Annotated in this window: 20 protein-coding genes, 1 tRNA gene and 2 pseudogenes; 7 read left to right on the top strand and 16 right to left on the bottom strand. The window is 62.0% G+C overall.

Translation table 11 applies throughout. The features are described from left to right. Positions 1 to 65 precede the first annotated feature (65 nt). The 13 genes from U1A53_RS24980 to U1A53_RS24920 all read right to left on the bottom strand — a co-directional run bounded on the left by U1A53_RS24980 (position 66) and on the right by U1A53_RS24920 (position 10,106). Positions 66 to 581, bottom strand: a complete 516-nt coding sequence (locus U1A53_RS24980) for a hypothetical protein (protein WP_322284612.1) — start codon at positions 579 to 581, stop codon at positions 66 to 68. A gap of 218 nt (positions 582 to 799) precedes the next feature. After that, positions 800 to 1,618 (bottom strand): PD-(D/E)XK nuclease family protein, encoded by an 819-nt coding sequence (locus U1A53_RS24975; RefSeq protein WP_322284611.1) that lies wholly within the window; start codon positions 1,616 to 1,618, stop codon positions 800 to 802. Beyond that, positions 1,615 to 2,133, bottom strand: coding sequence for a hypothetical protein (locus U1A53_RS24970; protein ID WP_322284610.1), 519 nt, complete (start codon positions 2,131 to 2,133; stop codon positions 1,615 to 1,617). The genes U1A53_RS24975 and U1A53_RS24970 overlap by 4 nt, the downstream gene beginning before the upstream one ends. 138 nt (positions 2,134 to 2,271) lie before the next feature. Continuing rightward, a complete protein-coding gene (locus U1A53_RS24965; RefSeq protein ID WP_322284609.1) occupies positions 2,272 to 2,484 on the bottom strand; it encodes a hypothetical protein in 213 nt (70 codons plus the stop codon). Between the two features lie 226 nt (positions 2,485 to 2,710). Next, positions 2,711 to 2,796, bottom strand: a tRNA-Tyr gene (locus U1A53_RS24960). Positions 2,797 to 2,887: 91 nt separating this feature from the next. Then, positions 2,888 to 3,952: a class I SAM-dependent methyltransferase gene (locus tag U1A53_RS24955; protein WP_322284607.1), complete on the bottom strand. Its 1,065-nt coding sequence runs from the start codon at positions 3,950 to 3,952 to the stop codon at positions 2,888 to 2,890. An 11-nt stretch (positions 3,953 to 3,963) separates the two neighbouring features. Then, positions 3,964 to 5,130, bottom strand: coding sequence for an ABC transporter permease (locus tag U1A53_RS24950; protein ID WP_322284606.1), 1,167 nt, complete (start codon positions 5,128 to 5,130; stop codon positions 3,964 to 3,966). Continuing rightward, positions 5,127 to 5,798, bottom strand: a complete 672-nt coding sequence (locus tag U1A53_RS24945) for an ATP-binding cassette domain-containing protein (RefSeq protein ID WP_322284604.1) — start codon at positions 5,796 to 5,798, stop codon at positions 5,127 to 5,129. Before U1A53_RS24945 ends, U1A53_RS24950 begins: the two co-directional genes overlap by 4 nt. Before the next feature lie 12 nt (positions 5,799 to 5,810). Then, positions 5,811 to 7,052 carry a nucleoside transporter C-terminal domain-containing protein gene (locus tag U1A53_RS24940; protein ID WP_322284603.1) on the bottom strand — a complete coding sequence of 414 codons (1,242 nt, stop codon included), beginning with the start codon at positions 7,050 to 7,052 and terminating at the stop codon, positions 5,811 to 5,813. A 23-nt stretch (positions 7,053 to 7,075) separates the two neighbouring features. After that, positions 7,076 to 7,504: a hypothetical protein gene (locus U1A53_RS24935; RefSeq protein WP_322284602.1), complete on the bottom strand. Its 429-nt coding sequence runs from the start codon at positions 7,502 to 7,504 to the stop codon at positions 7,076 to 7,078. Positions 7,505 to 7,660: 156 nt separating this feature from the next. Then, positions 7,661 to 8,116, bottom strand: a complete 456-nt coding sequence (locus U1A53_RS24930) for a hypothetical protein (RefSeq protein WP_322284601.1) — start codon at positions 8,114 to 8,116, stop codon at positions 7,661 to 7,663. 181 nt (positions 8,117 to 8,297) lie between these two features. Further along, on the bottom strand, positions 8,298 to 9,437 hold the full coding sequence (locus U1A53_RS24925; protein ID WP_322284600.1) for an alpha/beta hydrolase-fold protein: 1,140 nt from the start codon (positions 9,435 to 9,437) through the stop codon (positions 8,298 to 8,300). A gap of 36 nt (positions 9,438 to 9,473) precedes the next feature. Next, on the bottom strand, positions 9,474 to 10,106 hold the full coding sequence (locus tag U1A53_RS24920) for a hypothetical protein (protein WP_322284599.1): 633 nt from the start codon (positions 10,104 to 10,106) through the stop codon (positions 9,474 to 9,476). A gap of 188 nt (positions 10,107 to 10,294) precedes the next feature. Here U1A53_RS24920 and U1A53_RS24915 point away from each other — a divergent pair, with 188 nt between their 5' ends. The 3 genes from U1A53_RS24915 to U1A53_RS24905 are packed head-to-tail and all read left to right on the top strand — an operon-like array spanning position 10,295 to position 10,898. Further along, positions 10,295 to 10,549: a DUF433 domain-containing protein gene (locus U1A53_RS24915; protein WP_322284598.1), complete on the top strand. Its 255-nt coding sequence runs from the start codon at positions 10,295 to 10,297 to the stop codon at positions 10,547 to 10,549. Beyond that, the gene (locus U1A53_RS24910) at positions 10,546 to 10,668 is read left to right on the top strand and encodes a hypothetical protein (RefSeq protein WP_322284597.1); all 123 of its coding nucleotides are present in this window, start codon (positions 10,546 to 10,548) and stop codon (positions 10,666 to 10,668) included. The genes U1A53_RS24915 and U1A53_RS24910 overlap by 4 nt, the downstream gene beginning before the upstream one ends. 11 nt (positions 10,669 to 10,679) lie before the next feature. Then, on the top strand, positions 10,680 to 10,898 hold the full coding sequence (locus U1A53_RS24905; protein WP_322284596.1) for a DUF5615 family PIN-like protein: 219 nt from the start codon (positions 10,680 to 10,682) through the stop codon (positions 10,896 to 10,898). Positions 10,899 to 11,052: 154 nt separating this feature from the next. Here U1A53_RS24905 and U1A53_RS24900 read toward each other — a convergent pair whose 3' ends face one another. The 3 genes and pseudogenes from U1A53_RS24900 to U1A53_RS27120 all read right to left on the bottom strand — a co-directional run. After that, entirely contained in the window at positions 11,053 to 11,505 is a 453-nt protein-coding gene (locus tag U1A53_RS24900; RefSeq protein ID WP_322284595.1) for a response regulator, read from the bottom strand. A 6-nt stretch (positions 11,506 to 11,511) separates the two neighbouring features. After that, positions 11,512 to 12,231: pseudogene (locus U1A53_RS27125) on the bottom strand (ATP-binding protein); the annotation flags it as partial. 36 nt (positions 12,232 to 12,267) lie between these two features. Next, positions 12,268 to 12,696: pseudogene (locus U1A53_RS27120) on the bottom strand (PAS domain S-box protein); the annotation flags it as partial. A gap of 852 nt (positions 12,697 to 13,548) precedes the next feature. Between U1A53_RS27120 and U1A53_RS24890 the strand changes: the two are divergent. The 4 genes from U1A53_RS24890 to U1A53_RS24875 all read left to right on the top strand — a co-directional run bounded on the left by U1A53_RS24890 (position 13,549) and on the right by U1A53_RS24875 (position 20,870). Further along, the gene (locus U1A53_RS24890; RefSeq protein ID WP_322284592.1) at positions 13,549 to 14,466 is read left to right on the top strand and encodes a fibronectin type III domain-containing protein; all 918 of its coding nucleotides are present in this window, start codon (positions 13,549 to 13,551) and stop codon (positions 14,464 to 14,466) included. A gap of 302 nt (positions 14,467 to 14,768) precedes the next feature. Beyond that, entirely contained in the window at positions 14,769 to 15,338 is a 570-nt protein-coding gene (locus tag U1A53_RS24885) for an elongation factor P (protein ID WP_322284591.1), read from the top strand. A gap of 160 nt (positions 15,339 to 15,498) precedes the next feature. After that, entirely contained in the window at positions 15,499 to 20,730 is a 5,232-nt protein-coding gene (locus U1A53_RS24880) for a right-handed parallel beta-helix repeat-containing protein (protein WP_322284590.1), read from the top strand. Beyond that, entirely contained in the window at positions 20,727 to 20,870 is a 144-nt protein-coding gene (locus U1A53_RS24875; RefSeq protein ID WP_322284589.1) for a hypothetical protein, read from the top strand. The genes U1A53_RS24880 and U1A53_RS24875 overlap by 4 nt, the downstream gene beginning before the upstream one ends.

Here is a 20,870-nt window from a genome sequence, read left to right as displayed (position 1 = left end):
AGCCGGACGACCTTGCGATCGTCCGGCTCTCCCGGGGTTGAGATGTTGGGTGGGAGCCTGCCGTGTCAGTAGTTGTTATAGGGATCACGGCGTTGCTGTTGCTGGCGCATGCGCATGACGAGGATTGAGCGACCTATGGAGACCAACCCGGCGATGAGGCCGATGACCAGCAACACCGAGAGCGGCACCAGCACGAGGTTGGAGGTCGTCTTGGTGATCAGATCGATCCATGAGTTGAACTGCTTCAAGGCCAGCGTGACCAGCGGCGCCACCAGCAAGGATGGCACCGCCAGCCCGAAGGCCAGCCGCAGGTTGAACTTGAACCACTCGCGCAGAGTTCCCTGCGGGGAGAGCCAGTATTCAAACCGGCGGCAGGTGAAACCAATCACCTCCACGGAGCGCTCAATGGCGCTCAAGTGCGGCAGGTCGTGATCAACCTCCGGTTCCGGCAGCGGTTCAGGCTGCCATCGACGGATGACGATCTGGCGCATCTGTTTCGCCCAGGTGGTGGTGGGCACCGTTGGGAGTTCCCGGTTGGGTGGTGGTTGGGATGGTTCGTCCCAGTCTTCGTGTGGCATCATAGTGTTGGCGTGTTTTGGCCCCGAGGGCCGTTCCGATGACAAACAACAACACGCAGCCTAGAGCGAGGGTGCCGGTGGCAACTTCCCAGCGGTTGGTGATGGCGTGTTGTTCCAATATTTGCTCTTCGAGCTTGGTGATCTTGGCGCGGTATTCCGGACCGAGATCCGGCGGTGGAGGTGGCGGATCTTTGAAGAACCAGCCTGCGTAAGCTGTCTGGTCAGTGCCAGCGGCGGCACTCGTTGAAGAACTCACAGCTCAGGCATTGCATCCCGGGCGACGGGACGAAATGCTGGCGCTGCAAGCCGTCGAGGTAGGCTTCCATTTGCTTGAACAGCCGGGTTTGCTGCGGCGGCCGCATCGGAGGCAGCGTGGTGATCACCACTTTGGGGTTCTTGAGTTTGACCAGATGATGCAGCTGCACGCCGGTTTCAATCGCGCCAGTGTTGTGGCGGTAAAGCTCGGAATAACTGCTGGTCTGAATCTCGTTGGAGTGGGCGGCCTTGTCCGGGTTGGGCGTGGATGACGCGGTCTTGTAGTCGATGATCTGGCGTTGCTGCACCAGATCGAGGACGCCGATCAAGCGTGGCAGGCCGTGAGACGTGAGATCAGCCTCAACCGGCACTTCCACGGCATCGGGCTTGAGATCGGCAGGCACGTGACTTTCCCGGAGGTAGGTGTCACAGAGGCGCCAGCCGGTGGTCTTGTCGGCCTCTTCTTCACCGGGTTCCCACTGCACGGGGCCTTCGGTGGTGTCCGCCCACGCTTTGAGGTAGGTCTGATGAACCGCCTTGAGCGAAAGCGGCTGCTGCAGCCAGCGTGCCTTGTTCCAGGTCTTCAACACGGTGTGAACCGCGCTGCCGAGATGGAGCGAGGGTGTCTTGGGTTTTGGCAGCCTGAGCACATAGCGGAAGTAGAACTTCAGCCGGCATTGCAGGAACAGGGACAGCCGTGAAGCTGAGATCTTTTCCTGCAACCCGGCGATGATGTCCTTCTCGCTGCGTGCTTCCGGAGGTGGAGCTTCAGCGAGCGTGTTCATGCGGCCTGAGAGGTGGTGGGTTGTGGACGCCAGCGGGTCTGGCGGGTGGCGGGTTTGCCGGCCTTGACCAGCAGGTCCTCGATGAGCTGGGAAGCCTGCATCTTGTTGAGCTGCTTCACGCCGGTGCCAAAGAGCTGCTGGGACAGATCCTCGGCCTCCTGTTTCTCGATCTGGTTCTCGTTGAGGATGCGCAGGATGAACCCGCGCTGCCCTTCAGTGCAGTTCCAGCGGTCGGCGGCAGGCTGTGGCGTGTAACCGCCGTGTGTGCCGTTGCCGTTGTGCTGTGGCTGCGCACGACCGTTGCCCGGGCTGTTGCCGTTGGAAGCGGGCATGAAGCCGGGGTGTTGGATTTCCTGGTCAACGGCGTGCTGCAGCAGGGCGTAAAGCTGCTGAACTTCCGCTTGGACCTGGCTGATGTCGGTGAGTTCGATCTCGACCGAGGCGCTGAAGCTGTGGCTGCTGTATTGTGGCAGGCCGAGTTTTTTGCTGTAGTTGGCGCTGAGTTTGATGGCCATGATGATGTCCTCCTTGGATGTGATGGGTGTTGGATTGCGATGAAGAAAGCCGCCACAACGCCCGCCAACAAGACACCCGGTCCCTCGTGAGAGAGGCCGGGTGTGATGCGAACAGGGTTGGATGACGACGTAGTGCGGCTAGCGCGTGATGCGAGCCTCCTGAGTGCGGCCCTGCGCCGGGACGCTCATCTGCGTGGTGGCGATGCTCCAGCTCTCCGTGTCACGCAGACAGGAGGTAAGGAGATCATTGACCAGCCGTGTCATGGGACGGCGGAGCCGCCGGCGTTCATGATACAAAGCGCAGACGATGACCCGGTCGATGCAGGGCGAATAATGGGTTCGCCGTGGCATGGTGGGTGAATGAGAGAGATATGATTTCGCCTCTCAAATCTTTATAACGCGAATGGGCGTGAAATTGCAGTCCAAATCGTTCCAGATGTTGAGAACCCAGATTGGGGAGTACGGCTGAAAACCACGAGGGGGGTTAGCACCAGAAATGGCAGAGAAATGGCAGTGGTGAAAATTTATTACTCACTCACGCCTCAATAAAATATTCATAACTCTTTGATTATGAAGATGGTGGGTAGGGCTGGGTTCGAACCAGCGTAGGCGTAAGCCAGCAGATTTACAGTCTGCCCCCTTTAACCGCTCGGGCACCTACCCATTCCTTCCTTGCAGAAGGGCCGCGATTATGAAGGTGAGCGCCCGCAATGCAACCGCTTTGTTCCTTCGTTTTGCATTCTCCGTTTCGGGCTCAGCGGCGGCGCTTGCCACGACGCTGAAAAGCGGGCTTCACGGTGGGGGTTTTCGCCTGCAAAACCTTGTAGGCTCCCGTCTCGATGATCTTCTCCACGCTGGCAAAGGTTTCGTTGAGCAGGTTCTCGTATGGAAGCTGCCGGTTGGCCACGAGCCAGAGTTCGCCTGCGGGGCGCAGCGCACCCGCCGCCGCAGCGATAAATTTCATGCCGATGAGCGGATCGACCTCCTTGCCCTCGTGAAAGGGCGGATTCATCACGATGAAGTCATACTGCGCACGGTCGAGGCCGGTGGTGACATCGTGCCAGTGCGGCTTCGCTTTCACACGGGTGGGAATGATGCCGAGATTGCGCCGGGCGCACTCGAAGCTGTCGGCATCGGCGTCGTAAATGTCTAGCGTGTCGATGTCGTGGCAGTGACGCAGCAGGTGATCGCTCAAAAAGCCCCAGCCGCTGCCGAGATCGGCCACGTTTCCGGCCAGAGTGAGCGGCAGATGCTTCGCGAGCAGCGCGGAGCCTTCGTCGATGCGGTCCCAACTGAACAAGCCGGGCCGTGACCAGAAGCGCCCATCGAGAATGCGACGCATGGCGGTTCCCTGGCGCCAGCGTTCGAGCAGGTCGGCTTTCCAGGGCTTTGTTTCGTCTTTGGTAGCCCAAAAGACGCGGCTGTGATGCTTGGAGAGCGATTCCGCTCCGCCTGCCACTTCGCGCAGGTGCTGCTCGCAGCGCTTGCTGCCGGCATCGTTGTGCTGCGCGGCCATCAGGAGGCCGCCGGGGGCCAGATGATCGTGCGCACGGGCCAGATCGGCGACCATGAGATCACGCTGCGGATCAGGCAAAACGAGCACCAGATCAAAGAGACCATGAGCTTCGCGTTCGACGCGATAGCCGGCGGCTTCGAGTTCCTTCGCACGCGGTTTCCATGTCTGCTGGCACACGAGGCGTCCGGCGAAATGCTCCAAGGCGGGATGCTCCTGCGCACGCAGGAAGAGCACACGGCCTTCGGTGCTGATGTCAGGGTTCACATCAAGGGCGTAAAAGAGGGCGTCGATAGCGTAGGACATGAAAAATGGAGTTAGAGTGCCCAGCGCAGCAGGTGCGGGGCGGCGAAGGAGGCGAGCAGCAGCAGCAGCAGGCCGATGAGAACGGCGGCCACGCCGACGAAGAGGATTTCGAGCACTTTGACAGTGACGAGGGAGAGGCGCGAGACGCCCACGTCTTCGAGGGTGGCGAATTCGCGCTGACGCAGGCGGAAGGAGAGGGCAAACACGAGCGCGGTCACAAACAACGCCGCCGTGGCGGTGAGCAGCAACGCGCTGGCGGCAAAACCTTCGAGACGCACGAGCTGCGCGAGCAGAGATTCCATTTCATCGCGCGGACGGATGAGCTGCTGGTCTTTGGAGCGGGCAAACTGACCGGCGAGCAGGGCTTCACTCTTCGCATCCTGCGGCAACAGGATCACGGCGCTGATCGGGTAGGTGGCGAGGTCGCCGTGGAAGTGGAAGGTGGCGATGTTGGTATCCGTGACTTCGTTGAACATGCGCACGGCGGCGTTGCCGACGATGTTGCCCTCCTCCTGCTTCAACACAACGGATTCGTCCTGCTTCAGATCGTCATGGCCATGCGAGCGGCCTTCGATGAGCCAGGTGGTCTTCAGATCGACAAACACGGCATCGTCATCGGGCGTGCCGTTCGGCGCGAGGACGCCGGTGACGCGCATCTTCAGAGGATAGACACCCGCCATGTCGAAGGCCTGCTCGGGCGTGGAAAAGACATGACCGCCGGGCTGGAGATGGCGCTGCTGCGCGAGGTTCGCACCGACGACGCAATCGCCCAGGCGGCTGAGTTGTTTGCCGGAGGCGAGAGGCAGGCTGCGAAACGTGAAGTATTCCAGTTCGGTGCCCACAACCGGCGCTCCCTGCGCCTGATAGCGGATGTGCAGCGGGATGGCGGTGGCGGAGTGGTTCTGACGCAGCTCGGCCAGCGCGCCGAACGGCAGCGGCAGGAGGTTTTCGCGTTTGAAATAGAGCGCCGTCATCAGCAGGTCGAGCGCACTGCCGCGCGTGCCGACGATCTGTGGCGTGGCGGCGGCACGCGCGCGAAGTTCCTGCTGCGCATGATCAATCAAGACCCGCAGACACAGCGGCAGCGCAAAGACGAGGCCCAGCGCTGCGGCGAGCAGCGCGCTTTGAAAGCGATGCCGCAGCACGTAGCGCGCCGCGAGATGGAAGGCGGCGCTCATGCGATGGCGAAGTCCTCCATGCGCACGGTTTGATCAAAGAGCGGCAGCAGATTCGGATCGTGCGTGACCATCACCAGGCACGCGCCGCGTTTGCGCGCGTCTTCGAGAAGCATATCGACGACGATGCGTCCACGCGCCGGATCGAGCGAGGCGGTGGGCTCGTCGGCAAAGACAAAGCGCGGCTCATGCACCAGCGCACGTGCCACGGCGACACGCTGGCGCTCACCTTGGGAAAGCTGGGAGACACGTTTGTCGAGGTATTGAGAAATTTGAAGACGGTCGGCGAGGTCGTGGGCCTTGGTGCGGACAGGAGTGTCCGCGCTCCCCTCGCGAAACTGGTGCGGCAGCAGAATGTTTTCGGTGACGGTGAGGTAGTCGAGCAACGCGAAGTCTTGGAACACGAGGCCAACGTGCTTCAATCGGAAGGCACGGCGTTGTTCGTGATTAAGCGAATCGATTTGCGCCGAACCTAAGCGGACTTGTCCCGAAGCGGGGGTGAGCAGGCCAGTGAGCAGACGCAGCAGGGTGGACTTCCCTGCCCCGCTCGGCCCGGCCAGCGCCAGCGCCTTGCCAGCGGCGAGTTCGAGGCGCGGCACATGCACGCGAAAGCCCTCGCCCGAGTAGGCAAAGTGGAGGTCGGTGACTTGAATGCCGCTGGTTTCGGTCATGCGGACACTTCTTTAGAGCAGCAATCCCGCGACACAAGCGGTGCAATAGCAGGCCAGCAGGCCGCCAAACATGGCTTTAAGGCCGATCTGGGCCAGTTCCGTCCGGCGTTGCGGCACCAGCGCGCCGATACCGCCGATCTGGATGGCGATGCTGGCGAAATTGGCGAAGCCGCACAGTGCATAGGTGGTGATCTCCGCGCTGCGGGGCGAGATGGCCGCCGTTTGCTGACTGAGATGCAGGTAGGCGAGGAATTCGTTCAGCACGACACGCTCGCCGAGCAGCGCGCCCACCTTGCCGCAATCCTGCCACGGCACGCCCATGAGCCAGGCACAGGGCGCATTGAGCCAGCCAAGCATGAGCTGCAGCGGCTGCGGCACGTTTTGACCGAAGGCACGCAAGCCGAGCGAGAGCAGGTAATTCGCCAGCGCCACCACGGCGACGAAGGCGATGAGCATGGCCATGACGTTGATGGCGAGCTTGATGCCGTCACTCGCGCCGTGGCAGAGGGCGTCGATGCCGTTGGCGGTTTCGCGTTCGATGGGCTTGTGCGCGCCATGGGCCGTTTCGCTCACCTCGGTTTCGGGCAGGAGGATCTTTGCCATCATCATCGCGGCGGGAGCGCTCATCACGGAGGCGGTGAGCAAATGTCCGGCGGAGATGCCGAAGGACACATAGGCCGCCAGCACGCCGCCAGCGATGGTCGCCATGCCGCCGACCATCAGGCACATCAGCTCGCTGCGCGTCATGCGGGCGAGGTAGGGCTTGATGACGAGCGGGGCTTCGGTCTGTCCCATGAAAATGTTCGCGGCGGCGGCCAGCGTTTCGCTGCCGCTGGTGTGCATGATGCGGCGCATCACCCAGGCCGCGCCTTTGACGACCAGTTGCAGCACACCGTAATGATACAGCAGCGAGGACAGCGCCGAGACGAGCACGATGCTGCCGGTGATCGTCAGCGCGAAGACAAAGGCGTGGTCCTTGTCGAACGCCGTCGTCATCTGCGTCCGGTCCGCCAGCGGTCCAAACACCAGGCCCACGCCTTCATTTCCGAAGCTGAGCAGCTTGCTGAAGGCCTTGTCGAGAAACACGAAGACCGCCTTGCCGCCGTCCGTCCGTAGAATCAGCGCGCCAAAGACCATCTGCAGCCCCAGCCCCGCCATCACCGTTCGCCACGGAAACAACCGCCGGTTCGACGACATGGCCCACGCCAGCGCCACGAACACCGCAAGGCCCAGAATGCAGATGAGACGTTCCATGGGTGCGCGTGAGAAGCTCAGGTTTAACGACGGTCCAGATCCCAGCCGCTGTGGCCCCACTGATAACCTTCTTCATAGCGGCGGGAGGAGGAAGTCCAGTTTTTGGGGAAGGCCTGCTTCACCTGCGGGTGGTGGTTCGATGGGTGATCGGCGAACTGAAACGGCACGCCCGGCGAGCTGCGAACCTCCTGTGGTGAGAGACCGGGCAGAGACCTCTGCGTCTCCCACTTCTTGCCATTGGGATAATAGAACTGCTGCGTGGGATGGTGGTAGTAAGCCTCGAAGCGCGGGTAGTAGGTATAGTTGACGACACCACCCGTCCGGGGTGCGAAGGCAGCCAAGCCGCCTGGATAGCCATAGCCTCGGACCGGCATGCCCCAGTGCGCGTCACACCCGGAGAGCGTGAACAGCAGCGAGGCACCAAGGCAGAGCAGGCGGAGATGACGTTCCATGCGTGCGAGGCTAGCGGTACAGTCTGCGCAGGCAACTTGGAATGCGGGTCTGGCACCGGCGCTCTTCCGACCGCCCCATGCGGTCACGCGATCACCAAAGCCAACGCGGCATGCCGACACATCATCGGCACGTCATCAACCAAGTGTCGCCCACGCTTATCGGTGGTCGTGATCGCGATCCCGGCCGCCGGCAGGAGGGCCTTGATGGCTTCCGCCTTGGGACGATTGATGTCCGCTGCTGGAGGGAGACCAGGTGCGGGGGTAGGACCGCGTGATTTGCGAGTGATGCTGCGGAGGGCGGCCGGGAAGATTTAGCGGCACGGAGGGGGAAGAACGCAACAAGCCGGGTGGAATGCCACCATGGGGCCGCGGACTTGCCACCCATGCGGAACCGTTGTGGTAATGGTATTGCTGCGTCGGCAGGTGGTAGTATGTCGAGTAACGCGGGTAGTAGGTGTAGTTGCTGAATCCGCCGTAAACGGAGGCATAGGAGCGGTTGTAGCCGTAGCCCGGCCCATCCAGATAATCCACGCAGCCAGTGAGCGTGAGAAGCAGGGTTGCCGCGAGGAGGAGTCTGACTTGGCCAGACGGAGGCGAGAAGGAAGTCTTCATGAAAGGATCATCCTCCGGGAGCTTCCCAAAGCAAGCATGCGCAGAGATGTCGCTCGGTTTTGACAAGGGAGCGTGCATGGAGAGCAAGAATGGATCAACCCGACGGGCTCAGGGCAGGCCTGTGAATGGCGGCAGTCAGCGCAGAAGTCGTTTGATCACGCATTTCGCGGCCAGTTCGCGACTACTTCGCGATGGAATACCCTTTCCAAAGCCACTCCAGCGCATGCGGCAGGATCTGCGGCCTCGCGGGGCCGATGCCGTGGCCGGCATTGAGGCAATAGACGTACTGATAGTGATAGCCCTTCTCCTTCAAGACCTTCGCCATGCGATGGTTCGCTTCCACCCAGTCGTGCATGCCGTCGCGCATGACGTTCGGGTTGAGCAGATCGCGATCTCCGACGGCCATCCAGATGCGCAGTGGCTTCACCGGACTTTCGGGGATGATCTTGCTGTGGAAGCCCCACGCGCCATCGGGCGTCTCGGGATTGAAGGGCCACTGCTGGTTCACAAAGGTGCCGGAGAAGGTGAGCACGCGGTGATATAAATCGGGGCGATACCAGGCCATCGCGAGCGCGGCGGAGCCACCCGAACTGTTGCCCATCGTGGCGCGGCCTTCGGGATCCTTGGTGAGTTTGATGCCCGCGTTCTTCTCCACCAGCGGCAGCACTTCGTTCTCGATGAATTCGGCATACAGGCCGGACATTGTGTCGTATTCGCGACCACGCTCATGGCCCTGCGCGTCGCCGCCGCCGCTGGAGATCATGATGGCGATCATCGCAGGCACGCGCTTCTGCGCGATGAGGTTGTCGAGGATGCGCGCGAGGTTCATGTCCGGCTTGCCCATGCCTGGACCATCGTGCGTGACGATGAACGGCGCCGCCGTGCCGGCCACATACTGCGCGGGCACGTAAACAGTGACGGTGCGCTTGTAGTCGATGGGATGCGTCTCGACGATCAGCGTCTTCGGGTTGTTCGGATCGACGGTGCCGAAAACATCGCGTGCGATGCCGGGATTGAAGAGCTTGCAGTCCTTCGAGTCGATCTGGAACTGCATCACCTTCCCCTGCGGCACGCCTTCGGCGACCTTTGTCTCTGGTGCCGCGACATAGTCCGGGCCGATGACGAAATCACCCTCGGCATCCACCGGTGGATTCACCCCCGGCTTGCCATCGAACCGCGTGAACTTGGGGGCTCCTGGCCCATCCAAGGGTCGCGTCGGCGGCTGCGGGCGGTCCGGCTTCTTTTCTTTTTGTTTATCGGCCGCGAAGACAGGAAGAGCGAGCGCGGCGAGGCTGAGAACGAGGAATGGGCGAAGATTCATGAGGAAGCAGAGCGAGAGTGTGTGCGTGACGCTGGTTTACTTCACCTCCACCACATCCGTCACATCGAGCTGGATGAACTGGCCGTTGAATGGCTTCGGCGCTGGGGCGATGTCGGGCACGACGAGCTTGGCGAAGTTGGTGATCATGTGGCCGTTCTGACCGTCGCCGTGCAGGGTGAGCGTGGCACCGCCCTCGATCTCGACGGTCGCGGTGTAGTCGATGGTGAAGATGCGGTGGCCCACTTTGTCATCGCGGTTGAAAAAGAAATGCGATGCCGGCGACGAAACGGTGAGCTGGTAGATGTTGTAGGTCTTGTTGTTCGGCACGCCGCCGATGTAAAAGCGCTCACCGACCTGCTGGCCGTCCTTGTACATCATCGGCTCCACCACGCCGCGCACGCGCAGCGTGACCTTGTAACGCTTGCCAGGTTCGCCGCCGAACTTCTTCACGTCGGTGAACTTGTCATTCGTCTTCGGATCGTCCGTCATCCGGGCCGAGATGCCGTCCGCGCCGGGCTTGGGATTTTCCGGCATGGGGTCTTTGCAGGGAAACTCATAACGGTAGCCGTCGATGGCGGCGGCGAGCTTCTTCAATTCATCAGCGGCGGGAGCATGGGCAGCGAACAAGACAGTGGTGACAAGACAGGTAATAAAGTGAAAGCGGTTCATGGCTGGTTGGAGGGTGGAAGGGGTGATCGAGGGGATTATTGGGCGAGTTTGCGAGTGTCGTCGAGTTCTTGTCGCATCAGGGGCGTTCCAATGCCCGGCCTGCGACTGACGATGGAGCATGCCTGTGGTGCAAAGCCGGGCCTGCAAGCGGTGGTTGAAGCAGACGCCGCAGCTCGTTATGATGAGGTATGACTCCCACCGCACACGACACAGCCACACTGCTCAAGCGGATCACCTTGGATCCCGGTGTCTGCCACGGCAAGCCAACGATTCGCGGCTTGCGCTATCCGGTGGAGTCGGTGCTCGAATACCTGGCAGGCGGCGACACGTTTGAAGAGGTGCTGGCGGAGTTTCCTGATCTGGAGCGCGAGGACTTGCAGGCCTGCATCCAGTTCGCCACCCAGTCCTTGAAGCTTCGCAGCCTGCACTTGGTGGCGGCATGAAGTTCCTCATTGATGCGCATCTGCCGCCCAGTCTGCGCGCCGTGTTTCATGCCGCAGGGCATGAGGCCATCCACACGCTGGACCTGCCTGATCAGACGCTTCGCGCGACGGCATCCTGAACGAGGTTTCAATGAACGAGCAGCGCGTGGTGGTCACCAAGGACACCGATTTCTACTACTCCCATCTGTTGCATGGCCGTCCTTGGAAACTGGTGCTGGTGCGCACCGGGAACATGGGATTGCGGGCCACCCGGCAGATGTTTGAAACCCACCTGCCAGCCATTGCCGCAGCCTTGCAAAACTCCACTTTGGTGGAGTTGGATCAGCAACGAGTGTCGGTGGTGGCATGATGCCAGCCCGGTTTATCATGCGCAGTCCCTCCAACCTCCCGCAACAAACTCGGGAAGGTCGATCCGACAGTCTGGTTGAACCGCCGCAAGCTTGGAGGAGCCAGGACCGTTCCTGATTTCACCCGGCGGCAGTTTCCGTGGCGTGGTCTTGGTATCACCGTGGACCCGGCGGCAGCGTGACTACGCAGAACCAGAAGTCCTGGATCGTCTGCACCACCTTCGTGAAGGTGGTGAAGTCCACTGGCTTGACGATGTAGCAGTTGGCGTGGTGGCCGTAGGCCTTGTGGACATCCTCGTCGGACTTCGAGGTGGTCAGGACGACCACCGGGATGTGCTTCAGTTTTTCATCGGTCTTGATCTCAGTGAGCACTTCCTGGCCGCCCATGCGGGGCATGTTCAAGTCGAGCAGGATCAGGTCCGGGCGGGGCGCGTCAGCATACTTGCCTTCATGGCGCAGGAACTCCATGGCTTCCACGCCGTCCTCCACCACATGCAGCGTGTTGAGCATCTTGGCACGAAGGAGTCCTTCCTTGGTGATGAGCACGTCGGTCGGATTGTCCTCGGCCATCAGGATGATGATCGGACGGGTGGGGGCGCTGGCTTTCATAGGGATTTAAGTTGGTTGCGGGATGGTGAAACAGAAAGTAGCGCCCTGGCCGAACTGCGACTCGACCCAGATGCGCCCGCCGTGGCGCTCGACGACCTTCTTGCAGATGGCGAGGCCGATGCCGGTGCCTTGATAGGCTTTGCGGGTGTGCAGGCGCTGGAAGACCTGGAAGATGCGCTCGAAATACTTCGGCTCCATGCCAATGCCGTTGTCGGCCACGGTGAACCACCACTCGCCGTCTTTGAGCACGGCGCCGAGGTGGATTCTGGCTGGTCGTTCCGCGCGAAACTTGAGGGCGTTGCCGATGAGGTTCTGGAACAACTGTGTCAACTGGGTGGCATCGCCGTTCACGATGGGCAGCGCATCATGGGTCACGACCGCGCCGCTCTCGCGGATGGCGACCATGAGGTTGGCCAGCGCCTCGTGCAGCACTGCCTCGCAGTCCGTGAGTTCAAATGCTGTGGCATGGGTGCTGATGCGCGAATACTCCAGCAGGTCGCTGATGAGGGTCTGCATCCGCTTGGTGCCATCGACCGCGTGCGTGATGAACTCCTGGGACCGCTCGTCGAGCTGGCCTTCGCAATGACTCTGGAGCAGTTGCACGCAACTGGCCACGGACCGCAACGGTTCCTGCAAGTCATGCGTGGCCACATAGGCGAACTGTTCCAGCTCCGCATTGGAGCGCGCCAGCTCCGCATTGATCAAGGCCAGTTCCTCGGCCCGCTTGCTCTTCTCCTCGACTTGAAAGGCGAGTTCCTTGTTCGCCGCCAGACGTGCCGTGATGTCGCGGATGTTGCACTGGATGAAGCGCGTGCCGTCCGCCACATAAGCGCTGCTGATGAACTCCACCTCGACCCGCCGCCCGTCCTTCGTCTCCAAGGGCAGGCCCTCGTAGTGCAGCCGGTCCTTCACCTGCAATTCGGCGAAGGCGATCTTGGAGGCGTCCTCACCCATGAAGGGGCCGATCTCCCACAGCTTGCGCCCCAGAAACTCCTCCTGCGAATAGCCCAGCAAGTCCTTCAAAAAGGGGTTCGCATCCACCACCTGACCGGTGTCGGCGTGCAGAATGAGGATGCCGTCCTGTGCGGTTTCAAACAAGCGCCGATAGCGGGCGTCCGACAGCCGCAGCGTCTCCACTGCACGCTCCTCTCCTGTGAGCGCGAGCCCGTTCAGACCTGTTCTTGCTGTCATTTCGTGTCCGGCCCCTCTCGCACGCGCTGGCTGCCAAGTCTTTTTTACTTTCGCCTGCCGCCCGCTCGTCTCAGCGCCGCCCCATCGGAACAACTAAAACTCCCGCAGGGATCCTCAAAGATCCTGCACCAAGCTCGGGAACGATGATTCGGTATTCTGTATAGACCTCATGAAGCGCGGCGGATCCGAAACCGTTCCTGATTTCATCCGCCCCAGGCTCGGGAGGCTCCATCGACGCTCCAGACTGATCCACCGGAGGCTCGGGGGAGGGCGTCGGACGCATGATTTCACCCGGTGGCGGCTGGGGAGGCTGAACTGCCTTGGACGGGGCATCCGGGGGAGGCTCCGGGGCGGTGAACGGACAAGGGCGGTGGCCGGAAGCAGGTTCATAGACTGCTCGCCGAGTGTCGGTGAGCAAGGCTTGAAGCTCAGTAACCTCAAATAGGCTTCGGATTTGGCTGGAGGAAGCTTCAGTTACTACTCGCCGAGTATCGGTGAGTGATACTTGAGACTTCCACACCTTGGACGGGAAGCTGGATTGAGGCAGCGGAGGCTCATCTTCCACTCACCGAGCATCGGTGAGTGAGACATGAAGCTCCCCAGCTCTGAGACGGAAGCCGTTTTGTGGAGAGGGAGCTTCGGGAACCGTCAGCGGGATCGCCAACTGAGGTGCAGGAGTCTCAAGCATCACTCACCGATGGTCGTCAAATAGTGCTTGAGGCTGGTTCTGACTAGTAGGAGAATGGATTTGCCTTCGGGGCGCTGGCTGTGGGCCGTGCGGCGAGGGCGGAGTTCGTCGGGCAGATGCCGGTGGGCTGTTGGGCGTTACGTTTTGATCCACCTGAGGCTGCCATGGCTGCGAACCCGACTCCTACCAACGATTCTGTGCTGCTGGCCCGCTGCCATGACTTGATCAAGGGCTGCGAGGCGCTGGAGGAGGAGATCGGCATCAAGCAGAACACGGCGGCGGCGATGCAGGCGGCCTGGGACGCGGCCAATGCCGCCCTGATGGAGGTGGGGCGGGTGAAAACGGAGCGCGGGCAGCGGCGCAAGGAACTGCGGAACCGTGATCGCGAAGGGGAGGTGGTGATCGGCCGCTGCCGCCTGCGGCTGACGGCGCTGTTTGGCACCGGCTTCAACACGCAGTGGGGCGCGGCGGGTTTTCCCGACAGGTCCACGATGGTGCCGGAGGTCTTCGCGAAACGCATGAGCCTGCTGTCGAGTCTGACGCGGTATTTCGAACTGAAGCCTGAGCACGAAAGCACGGACATGGGAGCCACGGCGGTGATCTGCGGGGCGACGTTTGAAGCGCTGTCGGACGCGCGGTCGGCGGTGAATTTCAACAAGTCCGCCCTGCGCACCGCCGTGCTGGCGAAGAACAAGGCGCTGAAGAAGCTGCGCCACAAGATGCGCGGGCTGATCTGGGAGCTGGGCATCCTGCTGACCGCCAGCGACCCGCGCTGGCTGCGCTTTCATTTGCAGATGCCCGCGCGGCTGTCGCTGCCGCCGCCGGTGGAGCAGGTGACGCTGGAAGCCACGGGCCAGGGCAAGGTTTTCGTGCAATGGCCCCCTGCCCCGCATGCCACACGCTACCGCGTGCAGATGCAGCGCATGGGCGCGGCGGAATTCACCGCCGCCGCCACGGTGCATGAGCCCGAAGCATGGTTGCAAGACCTGCCACCGGGTGAATTCATTGAGGTGCGCATCATCGCCGCCAACAAGGCGGGTGAAGCCGCGCCCAGTCCGGCTTCGGTGGTGGTGGTGCGGTAGCCGCCTTCCAACTCATACTCGTCCTCATACTCGTCCTCGATCGAGGACGATGACGCATGGAACGGAGCGCGAGTATGCTACTCGCCTGACTTTCCTGGCGTTCACGCTGGACCGCACAAGTGGCGAGCAGGCGCTGCCATACTCGCGCTCCGACGAAGATGACGCTTGAAGGCAGCGCAGGTATCGAGGACGAGTTCGAGCAGGAGGACGAGGACGATCCCACCGGCGAACCATCCCTTGCCCGGCCAGCCCCGAACCGGAGCTTGCAAAGCGCCTTAAACTCGCCATGAACTCGGGCTCCTATGCCAGCCACCCCCGTCATCAATCTCCGCAAAGGACACGCCGTCCGCCACAACAACGACGTCTGCGTCGTCACCGAGACCGAACTCAAGACGCCGCCGCGCATGGCTTCGTTTGTGCAGATGTCCGTCCGCAGCATCACCATCGGCAAGGTTTACAACCTGCGCATGACCTCCAACGAGTCGCTCGAGTCCGTGAACCTCGTGAAGGACAACCACGAGTTCAGCTACAAGGACGGCGACGGCTACCACTTCATCCACCCCGAAACGTTTGAAGACGTGCTCATCGGCGAAGACAAGCTCGACGCCAAGACCCGCGGCTATCTCATCGAAGGCCAGAAGTACCTCGTCGTGTTCGCCGATGACGTCGTCGCCGGCATCGAGCTGCCCGCCAGCATCATCATGACCGTCACCGACAGCCCAGCCGGGGTGAAGGGCGACTCCGCCAACAATGTGTACAAGGAAGCCATCACCGAGTCCGGCATGCGCGTCCAGGTCCCCCTCTTCGTCGGCCCCGGCGACAAGATCAGCGTCAAGACCGAAGACGCCACCTACCTCGGCCGCGCGAACTGAGTTCCGCTGACTGATTGATTCAAGGAGACGCCTGATCGTGAGAACGGTCAGGCGTTTTTGCTTGTCGGTGCGCAGGGTCATCGCATAGAACACCTGCCCGACAGAGGTGGTTTACCGTTTCATCATTCGCGTCCAACAACTTGTGCCTTCCGTTCATTTCATGACCAAGCTTCTTGCGCGGGCGCTGGCCCTGATTGCTTTCACGCTGTCGGCGCAGGGGGATCCTCTCTCTGGCACCAAGACCATTGGCCCGACCGGGGACTACAGTAGCATCGGCGCGGCCATCGTGGACATCCAGGTGCAGACGCTCTCTGGCGCGCTCGTGCTGGAACTTCAGGCGGCCTATGTGAGCACCGTCGAAACCTTCCCGCTGACCTTCACCAACCTCGGCACCACGGCGGTGAACACTCTCACCCTGCGCCCTCAAACCGGCGCGGCGAGCCTCTCGATCTCCAGTGCGGACACCACGGCGGCGACGGTGGATTTGAACGGTGCGCAGTTCCTCACCCTCGACGGGCGGCCCGGCGGCACAGGCACGGTCAAGCAACTGACCATCGCCAACACCAGCACGTCCGGCGTGGCGCTGCGTTTTGTCAACGAGGCCAGTGGGAATCTGATCTGCTACACCGTGCTCAAAGGTGTGAATACCAACGCCAGCAGCGGCGTGATCCGCTTCAGCACCACCACAGGCGCAAATGGCAATGATGACAACATCCTGGACCATTGCGAAGTCTGCGATGGTGCGAGCACCCCCGCCAACGGCATCTACTCGATCGGTACCATCAACTCCGCGGCGCAGAACAACAGCGGCAACCTCGTCTCCAACTGCAACATCTTCAATTTTTACTCCGGCAGCGTGGATGCGGCGGGTGTGCGACTCGAAGGCGGCAACACTGGCTGGACCTTCACCGGCAACAGCTTTTACCAGACTACCAGCCGCGTGGCAGTGGCGGCGAACATCCGTGCCATCTACGTCAACAGCACTTCCGGCAATAACTTTGCCGTGACGGGGAACTTTATCGGCGGCAGTGCGCCGAATGCAGGCGGTGCTCCGTGGACTACGACCGGCACCACGGCGTTGTATATGTTTCAGGGCATCCGGCTTTCTGCCGGCACCAGCACGCCGAGCAACGTGCAGGGGAATACCATCCAGAATATCGTGTGGACGAGTGCCTTTCCCGGAACCGGGCAGCCCGGCGCGTGGGAGGGGGTTTATCTGGGGACGGGTGCGGTGAACGTCGGCACGATCACGGGCAATACCATCGGCAGCGGCAGCGGCACAGGTTCGGTCTCCGTCACCACTTCGGGAACCGGAGCGACCACCTTCGGCATCAGAACGGCGAGCAGCGGTACAGTGACCATCGCCAACAACACCATCGGTGCCATCACGGTGAACGGCACGGACACCAGCATCACTGCCTCGCTCACCGGCATCTCGGCCTCCGTCGGGACGAACACCATCAGCAACAACACTGTGGGGAGCATCACCACGGCGAACAGCCTCAATGCAGCCACGTCGTCCACCTCCAGCACCAGCCAGCAAGTCACCGGCATTTTTGTCCTAGGACTCAGCACCAGCGCTAGCATCACGGGCAACACCCTGGCCAACCTCAACAACAACAGCAGTGCCGCCGGGCAGATTCGCGGCATCGTCACTTCCGCCGGGGTGAACACCATCACCGGCAACACCGTCCGCAACCTTACCACCACGAGTCAAAACGCGAATACCACCACCTTGCAATCGGTGTATGGCATCATTGACACCTCCACGGTTGCGGGCCAGACCGTTTCGCAAAACACGGTGCATTCGCTCGCCAACACGGCGGCTACGGCAGCGGTCAGCGTGACCGGGATTTACTTTGATGGTCCGACCAGCGGTGTGAACGTCATCGAGCGGAACCTGGTGCATAGCCTCGCGGTTTCATCCAACAGCGCATCGTCACAGTTGAATGGCATGCAGTTCGTCATCGGGGTCTTCACCGCGCAGAACAACATGGTGCGCGTGGGCCGCAAGGCGGACGGCACCAGCACGGCGGGCGCGGCCACCGTGCGCGGTCTCCATGACAACGGCGCGGATGCAGGCCGGAACTTCTACCACAACTCCGTCTATGTCGGCGGCACGCAAACGTCCGGAGCGGCCAGCACCCGCGCCTTTCAAGGCACCACTGGCGTGGGCAATGCCCGCACCTACCAAAACAACATTTTTGTCAACGCCCGCGGCAACAGCGGCGCGACCAGCAAGCACTACGCCGTGAGCTACGGCGGCTCGGGTGTGAACCCCGCCGGCTTGACGGCTGGCGGCAACATCTTTCGCGTCAGTGGCACCGGTGGCGTGCTCGGCTTCTACAGCAGCGACCGCAGCACCCTCGCCGCGTGGCAGGCCGCGACAGGGCAGGACGCCACTAGCGCGGTGGCGGATCCGCTCTTTTCCAATCCGACCGGCAACGCCAGCACGGTGGACTTGCATTTGCAGGCCAGCAATCCGGCAGAAGGCGGCGGCATCCCGCTCACCGACGCCCTGACCGCAGCGCCTGCCACTGTGACGGATGATTTCGACGGCCAGCCTCGCAATACGCTCACGCCTGCGGACATCGGTGCGGATGCCGGGAACTTCACCTCCACTGGAGACATCTTCGCGCCCGGCATCAGCTACCCGCAACTGACCGACACGCTCTCACTTACGAGTCGTGCTTTGACCGGCTTCGCCACCATCACGGATAACGTGGGCGTCTCAGGAGGAGCGAAATCGCCGCGCCTCTACTTCAAGAAATCCACCGATGCCGATGCCTTCAACGTGCCGAATAACTCGACAGGCAATGGCTGGAAATACGCCACCGCCGGCAATGCCACGAGCCCCTATGACTTCACGGTGGACTACTCGCTCCTGAACGGCAGCGGTGTGGCGAATGGCGATACGATTCAGTATTTCGTTGTTGCGCAGGACGAGGCGAACAATCTCATCTCCAGTCCGTCGGGCGCGGCGAGTTCCGCCAGTCCGCCCGTGCAAAACGTGAGCGCCAAACCCGGCAGCATGAACAGCTATCGGGTTGGTGACATCACCGCCCCCACCATCAGTTTCCCGTTGCTCTCGAACGGCTCCACCGCAAGTCGTGTGCTCACCGGTTGGGCGACGATCACGGATGCCGTGGGCATGGCCAGCGGCGCGAGTGCCCCGCGCCTCTACTTCAAGAAGAGCACGGATGCCGATGCCTTCGGCGTGACGAACGACGCCACTGGCAACGGCTGGAAGTACGTCGTCGCCAGCGGCAGTGGTCCCTACAGCTTTACGTTGGATTACTCGGTCATCAACGGAGGCAGCGTCGCCGTGGGCGACAGCATCCAATACTTCGTCGTCGCACAGGATGCCGCGAACAACCTAGGCTCCAGCCCCGCCGGTGCGACCGCCTCGGCAGATCCGCCCGTGCAGAACATCAGTGCGAAGCCCGGCACGGTGAGAAGCTTCAGCATCGCCCCTTCGATCAGCGGCACGGTGACGGTTGGCAGCGGCGGCACCTATCCCAGTCTCAGCGGCGCGGGCGGACTCTTCGCCGCGCTCAACGGCGCGCTGCTCACCGGTGACGTGGTCGTGAAGATCACCAGCGACCTGGCCGAGACCGGCGGCGTGACGTTGAACCCATGGCAAGAAGAAGGCGCAGGCAATTACACCTTCACCATCCAGCCGGACAGCGCGACGATGCAGACCATTTCCGGCAGCGCGGCGGCGGGTCTGATCACACTCAACGGCGCGGACCGCGTGAGCATCGACGGACGCTTCGGCGGCAGCGGCAGATACCTCACCTTCCGCAACACGAACCCCGGCGAAAGCGCGAGCACCCTTCTCTTCGTCAACGACGCCAGCAGCAATACTGTGCGCAACTGCGTGGTGGAAGGCGCGAGCCTCAATAGCGTCATTCTCTTCAGCAGCGGCACGGTGACGGGCAACGACAACAACCTCATCACTGGCTGCCAGGTGCGCGACCTGACCACCGCCGCCGGGGTGCCGTATGCCTTGATTGGCTCCCCTGGTGCCTTCGCGGCCGAGCCGAACTCGGGCAACACCATCGCGAACAACGAGCTGTTCAATTTCAACGCTGTCGCCATCTACGTCTCCGCGTCGGGCAACGACTCGTGGACGATCTCCGGCAACAACATCTACGAAGTGAACGCCGCAACCCTCAACAACTACGGCATCTTCATGCTAGGCGGCGGCACTAACGTCATCACGGGCAACTACATCCACGACCTGCTCACATCCAGCGGTTTGAGCGCCGGCATCTATTTCAGCCTCAACAGCACTACGACGATCGCGCGCAACCGCATCACCGCCCTCGACGTGAACGCGGCCACGACATTCGTCTTTGGCATCTTCGCTCAAAGCAGCACCGGCTCCCTCAACGTGGTCAACAACCAAATCACCCTCAGCCCCGCCACGTCCGGGAGCACGACGCTCTACGGCATGTTCGAAGACGGCTCGAGCGCGGTGAATGTTTACTACAACAGCATCGTTCTCGGCGGGACGGAAAGCGGCACGCGCAGTTCCTGGGCGAGCCTGCGCCGAACCGCCAGCACGCACACCGTGCGGGACAACATTTTCCTAAATTTCCGCACCGGCGGCAGCGCCAGTCATTTCGCCGCCGGCAGCGAAGGCGGCAGCGGCAGCTACACCGCGAGCCACAATCTCTATGCCGGCAGCGGCGCTGGAGGCTCGGCGGACTTCATGGACTTCAGCACCACGGGCGACACCGTCCCCATGAGCTTCGCGACGTGGCAAAGCTCCACTGGCGAAACGAACTCGCAGGCGGGCCTCGCGGGCAGCGGCAGCTTCACCGCCGCGCTCTTCGCCAACGCCGCCACTGGCGACCTGCACCTCGTCCCCGGCGGCAATCCCTTGGTCAATGCCACAGGCATCCCCATCGCAGGAGTGACCGACGACTATGATGGAAATCTCAGATCACTCACAACACCCAGCATCGGTGCGGATGAAGCAGTTGCAGCCGTCGGCATCGCGGGCTGGCGGCAACAGTTCTTCGGCGTCACGACCAACAGCGGCAATGCGGCAGACACGTTTGACTATGACCATGACGGTCTGCCCAACCTCATCGAGTGGGCCTGCAATCTGAGTCCTACCACCGCGAGCACGCTGCCTGCCAGCGCCGTGCGCAACGGTGCGGAGGTGGAGTTCACCTATACGCGCAGCGTCATCGCACTGAATGCGGGAACTGGTTTCGTCGTGGAGTGGAGCGACACGCTGGCCAATGACTGGCAGAGCACCGGGGTGAATGAGACGATCCTCTCTGACAACGGCACGGTGCAGCAAGTGAAGGCGACGCTGCCCGCCGGCAGTGCTGGCCGACGTTTTGTGCATCTGAAAGTGACGTCCCCGCCGGGGTGAAGGGCGACTCCGCCAACAATGTGTACAAGGAAGCCATCCCCGAATCCGGCCTCCGCGTGCAGGTCCCCCTCTTCGTCGGCCCCGGCGACAAGATCAGCGTGAAGACCGAAGACGCCACCTACCTCGGCCGCGCGAACTGA

This window comes from Prosthecobacter sp., assembly GCF_034366625.1.
In the GTDB taxonomy this organism is placed as follows: domain Bacteria; phylum Verrucomicrobiota; class Verrucomicrobiia; order Verrucomicrobiales; family Verrucomicrobiaceae; genus Prosthecobacter.
Note: the sequence above shows the minus strand (reverse complement) of the source record. Positions and strands in the feature narration are given on the sequence as shown.